This is a genomic window from Methylobacterium trifolii (assembly GCF_022179685.1).
In the GTDB taxonomy this organism is placed as follows: Bacteria; Pseudomonadota; Alphaproteobacteria; order Rhizobiales; family Beijerinckiaceae; genus Methylobacterium; species Methylobacterium trifolii.
In genome coordinates, this window is sequence record NZ_BPRB01000195.1 from 1 (window position 1) to 6,227 (window position 6,227).

Consider the following 6,227-nt stretch of genomic DNA (forward strand, 5'->3'; position numbering starts at 1 on the left):
GCCCTCCGCCTTGCCGCCGGACCAGAAGCCGTATTTGGGCTTGGCGGGCGGGTTGACGACGCCGGCGATGTGGCCCGAGCCGGCGAGCACGTAATCCACCGGGCCGCCGAACTTCGAGGAGCCCTCGAACACCGAGAGGGCCGGTGCGATGTGGTCCTCGCGGGCGGCGAGGTTGAAGACCGGTACCGTGACCTTCTTCAGGTCGAGCCGGATGTTGCCGAGCACCATCTCGCCCCGGGCGAGGGTATTCTCCAGGTAGCAGTTGCGCAGGTAGAACGAGTGGTTGGCCGCCGGCATCCGGGTGGCGTCGGCGTTCCAGTAGAGCAGGTCGAAGGCCGAGGGCGGCTTCCCCTTGACGTAGTTGTTGACCACGTAGGACCAGATCAGGTCGTTGGGGCGCAGCATGTTGAAGGCGTTGGCCATGCGCGAGCCGTCGAGGTAGCCGCGGTCGGCCATCCGGGCCTCGATCTGCCTGATCTGCGTCTCGTCGGCGAAGACCTTGAGGTCGCCCGCATGGGTGAAGTCGACCTGGGTGGTGAGGAAGGTCGCGCTCTTGATCCGGGTGTTGCCGGTGGCCGCCTGCGTGGCCAGCGTCACGGCCAGCAGCGTGCCGCCGACGCAGTAGCCGGCCGCCGCCACCTCGGTCTCGCCGGTGGAGACGCCGATGGCGTCGATGGCCGCCTCGATGCCTTCCCGCATGTAGGACTCGAAATCCTTGTCGCGGTGGCGCTCGTCCGGGTTCACCCAGGAGATCACGAAGACGGTCAGCCCCTGCGCGACCATCCAGCCGATGAAGCTCTTCTGCTTGTTGAGGTCGAGGATGTAGAACTTGTTGATCCACGGCGGCACGATCAGGAACGGGCGCTTGATCACCGTCTCCGTCATCGGCGCGTACTGGATCAGCTCGATCAGGTCGTTGCGGAACACCACCTCGCCGGGCGTCACCGCCACGTCCACGCCGAAGGTGAAGGCGCTCACGTCGGTCTGGCGCACCCGCAACTCGCCCTTGCCGGCCTCGATGTCCTCCTGCAGCATCTTCATGCCGCGCACGAGGTTGGCCCCCTTCTCCTCGAAGGTGTGCCGGATCAGCTCCGGGTTGGTCATCACGAAGTTCGAGGGGGAGAGGGCGCCCGTGAGCTGGCGCAGGTAGAACTGCGCCTTGTGCCGGGTGTGCTCGTCCACGCCCTCGGCCTCGTCCACCAGCCCTTCGGCCCAGCGAGAGGCGATGAGGTAGCTCTGCTTGATGAAGTCGAAATACGGGTTGCTGCTCCAGTCGGCGTGGCTGAAGCGGTTGTCCTTGGCCTCAGGCACGGCCACGGGGGTCGCCGCCTCGCCCTGGAGGCGCTGGAAGGTCGACCCCCAGAGGGAGATGAAGGCCTGGCTCAGCTTGGTCTGGGCCTCCAGGCTGCGGGCCGGATCGGACATCCAGGTCTCGGCGATGGTGCCGAGCGTCCGGACCATGTCGCCGACCTCCTCCGATCCGCCGGGCTTGGGGAGCGCATCGGGGTCGAGGGGCTTGAGGTAGCTGGCCGCGCTGCGCCCGAGTTCCTCCGCGAACAGGCCGGCGTTGCGCGAGAACGCCTCGAAATCGAGGCTGGGGGGCGTGGGGTTCGGAGGCGTCGTCACGCGTGCATCACTCCCTGGGGTGTCGCACGACCTGGCGGGCAGGCTCTGCCCGGCCGGTCGCTGTCGTTTTGGCCCCCGGCGGGCCTCGTTTCCGACAAATTAAGGCGCCAGCGGGAGGTTTCGCCAGTCCTTGTGCAGAATTGCCGAGACATACGCCCCATGTCCTCAACCCACGGCAGACGGGCCGCGGCCCGGTCCACGCGCCTGCGCGCCGCCATCCGGGCGGCGGCCCTGGCCGGCACGACGCTCCTGGCCGCCTGCTCCGGCGACGTGAGCGCGGTGCGCACCCTGGCGGTGGATGCCGGCTACGGCCCGAAGAGCGTGCAGGCCCCCGACTTCGTCGCCAAGTCGCGGAGCACGGGCACGCCGGAATTCCTGCCGGTCGGCGTCTCGGCGCCGCAGCGTCCGGTGCGGGCGAAATCGGCCGAGAGCCAGAAGGCGCTGGAGGCGGACCTCGAAGGCGCGCGCAACCGCAACCAGGCCAAGGGCCGCTCGGCCGAGAGCGCCGGCAAGGCGACGAAGCCCGCGAATGCCCCAGCCTCCGAGTGATCGGGCGCGCGCGATTTCGAGGGTCGGGATTTTCAGGGTCGGCTCGGGCCCGCTTCGGTGCTAGACAGGCCGACCGCCCCGCCACGTCACGAAACGCCAGTCGCGGGCGCGCCGATGGACACGAAGGCCATGACCGACTTCCACCGCATCAAGCGCCTGCCGCCCTACGTCTTCGAGCAGGTGAACCGGATCAAGGCCGCCGCCCGCGCCAACGGCGCCGACATCATCGACCTCGGCATGGGCAACCCGGACCTCGACGCCCCCAAGCACGTCATCGCCAAACTGTGCGAGACCGCAGGCCGCCCGCGCACCGACCGCTATTCCGCCTCCAAGGGCATCGCCGGCCTGCGCCGCGCCCAGGCCGGCTACTACCAGCGCCGCTTCGGCGTCAGCCTCAACCCCGACACCCAGGTGGTGGCGACCTTGGGCTCCAAGGAGGGCTTCGCCAACATGGCGCAGGCCATCACCGCGCCGGGCGACGTGGTGCTGGTGCCCAACCCCAGCTACCCGATCCACGCCTTCGGCTTCCTGATGGCCGGCGGCGTGATCCGCTCCGTGCCGGCCGAGCCGACGCCGGCCTTCTTCCCGGCGCTGGAGCGCGCCATGCAGCACTCCATCCCCAAGCCGGTCGCGCTGGTGGTGTGCTACCCTTCGAACCCGACCGCCTACGTGGCGACGCTCGATTTCTACCGGGATCTCGTCGCCTTCGCCAAGCGCCACGAGATCATCCTGCTCTCGGACCTCGCCTATGCCGAGGTGTATTTCGACGGCGAGCCGCCGCCCTCGGTGCTGCAGGTGCCGGGCGCGATCGACGTGACGGTGGAGTTCACCTCGCTCTCGAAGACCTATTCCATGGCCGGCTGGCGCATGGGCTTTGCCGTCGGCAACGAGCGGCTGCTCGCGGCGCTCTCCCGGGTGAAGTCGTATCTCGATTACGGGGCCTTCACCCCGATCCAGGTCGCGGCCACCGCGGCGCTCAACGGGCCGGACGACTGCATCCACGAGATGCGGGCGACCTACAGGAAGCGGCGCGACGCCCTGGTCGATTCCTTCGGCAAGGCCGGCTGGAAGATCCCGGCGCCCTCCGCCTCGATGTTCGCCTGGGTGCCGATCCCGGAAAAATACCGGGGGCTCGGCAGCCTGGAATTCTCCAAGCTCCTGCTGGAGAAGTCGGACGTGGCCGTGGCGCCGGGCATCGGCTTCGGCGAGTTCGGCGACGATTACGTCCGCATCGCGCTGGTCGAGAACGAGCAGCGCATCCGGCAGGCGGCCCGCAACGTCCGCCGCTTCTTCGACAACGCCGACAAGACGCTCCACAACCTCGTGCCGATGGCCAAGGCCGGCTGAGGACGCGCCTCCCGTTGTTGCGGCCGGGCGACAGGGGCGCGCAAAGCCCCCTCCGGCCAGCCGCGGCGCTTGTCAGGCCCGGGCGCGATGCGCAGGGTCCGCGGATGGTCCGTCGTTCCGCGTCCGAGGGTTGCATGCGCCGCCTGAACCTTCTTGCCGCCTTCCTCCTGGCCGGGGCCGCCTCGGCCTGCGCGCCGAACCCGATCATCGCCCGGGACCCGGTTCCGGCGCCGGGCCCCACGGACGCCCTGGTCTGCGACTCGCGGCCGATTCCCCTGAACGGCTTCACGACCGACTGCGATCCGGTGGTCCGCCAGCCCCAGGTCGTGCTGCGTTCGAAGGGCTGAGGCGCCGGTTGGATGCAGTCCGGCAACGGACAAGTCATCCGACTTCAGGCATGATCATACGCGGCCGGGATCGAGCGGCCGGCTTGCGACGGAGCATTGCGTGAACGCCGCCCACCGACTCGGACTTGCCGCCGGCCTGCTGATCCTCGCGCTCCCGGCCTCGCAGGGGGCCATGGCGCAGCCCGTGGGCTACGTCTTCCACGCGCCCGAGGGTCCGAGCGTGCTGCGCACCGACGGGGTGGGCCGCGTCGTCGTCCCGCCGTCGCGGCCCGATCTCGCGGCGCCAGCCGTCCCCGTGCCGCAGGTGATGAACGGCGGCGGCTTCGGGCTCTCCGGCTTCGACTATTACAACGACGAACTCACGGAAGGGCGCCTGGGGGCCCGCAAGCAATCCCGCACCTACGTGATCGCGCCCGCCTATCTCGGGCCGGTCCTGCGCTGACGGCGCCGGCGGCCACGGCGTTTACAGCGGGGGGCCGGGCCGGTATCACCCAGCTCCGACCCGCCCTTCGTACAAAGATCACACGAGCGAACCCCTCGAAATGCGCGCCGAGATCGAGCAACTCTCGGATGCCGCCAAGCAGTCGATCGGACTGCTGAGGAGGCATCTTTGACTGGGATACCGTCGATAAACGCCTCGCGGAGCTGAACGCGGCCTCCGAGAACCCGGACCTCTGGAACGACGCCGAGGCCGCGCAGAAAGTCATGCGCGAGCGCACCCAGCTCGACGAGGCCGTGAGCGCGATCCGCAAGCTCGAACGGGACCTCGATGACGGGGCCACCCTGATCGAACTCGGCGAGATGGAAGGTGACGCGGCCTCCGTCGGCGAGGGCGAGGCCGCGATCCGCGCCGTCGAGAAGGAGGCGGCCAGCCGCCAGATCGAGACGCTGCTCTCGGGCGAGGCGGACGGCTTCGACACCTATGTCGAGGTCCATGCCGGCGCCGGCGGCACCGAGAGCCAGGACTGGGCCAACATGCTCCAGCGCATGTACGCGCGCTGGGCCGAGCGGCGGAAGTTCAAGGTCGACATCGTCGAGTGGACGGACGGCGAGGAGGCCGGGATCAAGGGCGCGACGCTCCTGGTCAAGGGCCACAACGCCTACGGCTGGCTCAAGACCGAGTCCGGCGTGCACCGGCTGGTGCGGATCTCGCCCTACGATTCCAACGCGCGCCGCCACACGAGCTTCGCCAGCGTCTGGGTCTATCCGGTCATCGACGACCGGATCGAGATCGAGATCAAGGAATCGGACTGCCGCATCGACACCTACCGCTCGTCGGGCGCCGGCGGCCAGCACGTCAACACCACCGATTCGGCGGTGCGCATCACCCACAACCCCACCGGGATCGTGGTGGCCTGCCAGCAGGAGCGCTCGCAGCACAAGAACCGGGCCACCGCCTGGAACATGCTGCGCGCCCGGATGTACGAGGCGGAGCTGAAGAAGCGCGAGGAGAAGGCCAACGCCGAGGCCGCCTCGAAGACCGAGATCGGCTGGGGCCACCAGATCCGCAGCTACGTGCTCCAGCCCTACCAGCTGGTGAAGGACCTGCGCACCGGCACGCAATCCACCGACCCCGACGAGGTGCTCGACGGCGACCTCGATCCGTTCATGGAAGCCTCGCTCGCCCAGCGGATCTACGGCGGCGCCGACGTGGTCGAGGACATCGACTGAGCCGAAGCGAGCGCCTCGAACCGCCGGCCCGCGTCGAGGAAGCGCTGCGGGTCGACCGGCTCACCGTCGACGCGGGTCTCGTAATGCAGGTGCGCGCCGGTGGAGCGCCCCGTGGAGCCGACCTGACCGACGAGGTCGCCAGCCCTCACCACCTGTCCCGGCTGCACCGCGATCCGCCCGAGATGGGCAAAGCGCGTGACCACGCCGTGGCCGTGGTCGATCTCGACCATGTTGCCGTATCCGCCCGCGGGCTCGGCCGCCGTGACCCTGCCCGGCGCCGTGGCGCGGGCCGGCTCGCCGGACTCGGCCTTCAGGTCCAGGCCGGTGTGGAGCGCGAGCCCCCGCGTGAACGGATCGAGGGCGGTGCCGAAGGTGCTCGATACGACGGCCTCGCCGCCGGTCGGCCGGCGCAGGGGCAAGGCCGTCGCGACCCGACGCAGGCGCGCGCCGTCCTCCACCATGCGTCGGGCCGAAGCGAGAGCGGTGGCGAAGGGGTCGGCGGCGACAGGCACCAGGGGGCCGCCGAGGCCGGACGGGGCGGGGCCGGCGAACCGGGCCGGGTCGAGCGGGCGCGACCTCGCTCGCTTGCGCGACGTGATCGGCCGGACCGGCCTCGACCCGGCCCGGTTCGCCGGCCCCGCCCCGTCCGGCCTCGGCGGCCCCCTGGTGCCTGTCGCCGCCGACCCC

General features: G+C 70.0%; 7 protein-coding genes. 5 read left to right on the forward strand and 2 right to left on the reverse strand.

Translation table 11 applies throughout. The annotated features are described in order from the left end of the window. On the reverse strand, positions 1-1,626 hold a 1,626-nt coding region (locus tag COGEMETH_RS16920), incomplete at its 3' end, for a PHA/PHB synthase family protein (protein ID WP_283215013.1). 159 nt (positions 1,627-1,785) lie between these two features. Between COGEMETH_RS16920 and COGEMETH_RS16925 the strand changes: the two genes are divergently transcribed. The 5 genes from COGEMETH_RS16925 to prfB all read left to right on the forward strand — a co-directional run bounded on the left by COGEMETH_RS16925 (position 1,786) and on the right by prfB (position 5,540). Beyond that, positions 1,786-2,175 (forward strand): hypothetical protein, encoded by a 390-nt coding sequence (locus tag COGEMETH_RS16925; RefSeq protein ID WP_238183773.1) that lies wholly within the window; start codon positions 1,786-1,788, stop codon positions 2,173-2,175. A gap of 129 nt (positions 2,176-2,304) precedes the next feature. Next, a complete protein-coding gene (locus COGEMETH_RS16930) occupies positions 2,305-3,522 on the forward strand; it encodes an LL-diaminopimelate aminotransferase (protein WP_238183774.1) in 1,218 nt (405 codons plus the stop codon). A 134-nt stretch (positions 3,523-3,656) separates the two neighbouring features. Then, positions 3,657-3,869 (forward strand): hypothetical protein, encoded by a 213-nt coding sequence (locus tag COGEMETH_RS16935; protein ID WP_238183775.1) that lies wholly within the window; start codon positions 3,657-3,659, stop codon positions 3,867-3,869. Positions 3,870-3,969: 100 nt separating this feature from the next. Beyond that, positions 3,970-4,311, forward strand: a complete 342-nt coding sequence (locus COGEMETH_RS16940) for a hypothetical protein (protein WP_238183776.1) — start codon at positions 3,970-3,972, stop codon at positions 4,309-4,311. A 100-nt stretch (positions 4,312-4,411) separates the two neighbouring features. After that, positions 4,412-5,540, forward strand: a protein-coding gene (prfB, locus tag COGEMETH_RS16945) for a peptide chain release factor 2 (protein ID WP_238183777.1) whose coding sequence is annotated in 2 segments (ribosomal slippage) — positions 4,412-4,480 and positions 4,482-5,540 — 1,128 coding nt in all. Because the reading frame shifts where the segments join, the coding sequence is not laid out codon by codon here. Here prfB and COGEMETH_RS16950 read toward each other — a convergent pair. Continuing rightward, positions 5,504-6,227, reverse strand: a 724-nt coding sequence (locus tag COGEMETH_RS16950) for a M23 family metallopeptidase (protein ID WP_238183778.1), incomplete at its 5' end; no start/stop codon positions are given. The two genes, prfB and COGEMETH_RS16950, sit on opposite strands and share 37 nt — an antisense overlap.

Bases quoted from the DNA above. Each gene is read 5' to 3' on its own strand.
- COGEMETH_RS16925 (WP_238183773.1), top strand. From the start codon at position 1,786: ATGTCCTCAACCCACGGCAGACGGGCCGCGGCCCGGTCCACGCGCCTG.
- COGEMETH_RS16930 (WP_238183774.1), top strand. From the start codon at position 2,305: ATGACCGACTTCCACCGCATCAAGCGCCTGCCGCCCTACGTCTTCGAG.
- COGEMETH_RS16935 (WP_238183775.1), top strand. From the start codon at position 3,657: ATGCGCCGCCTGAACCTTCTTGCCGCCTTCCTCCTGGCCGGGGCCGCC.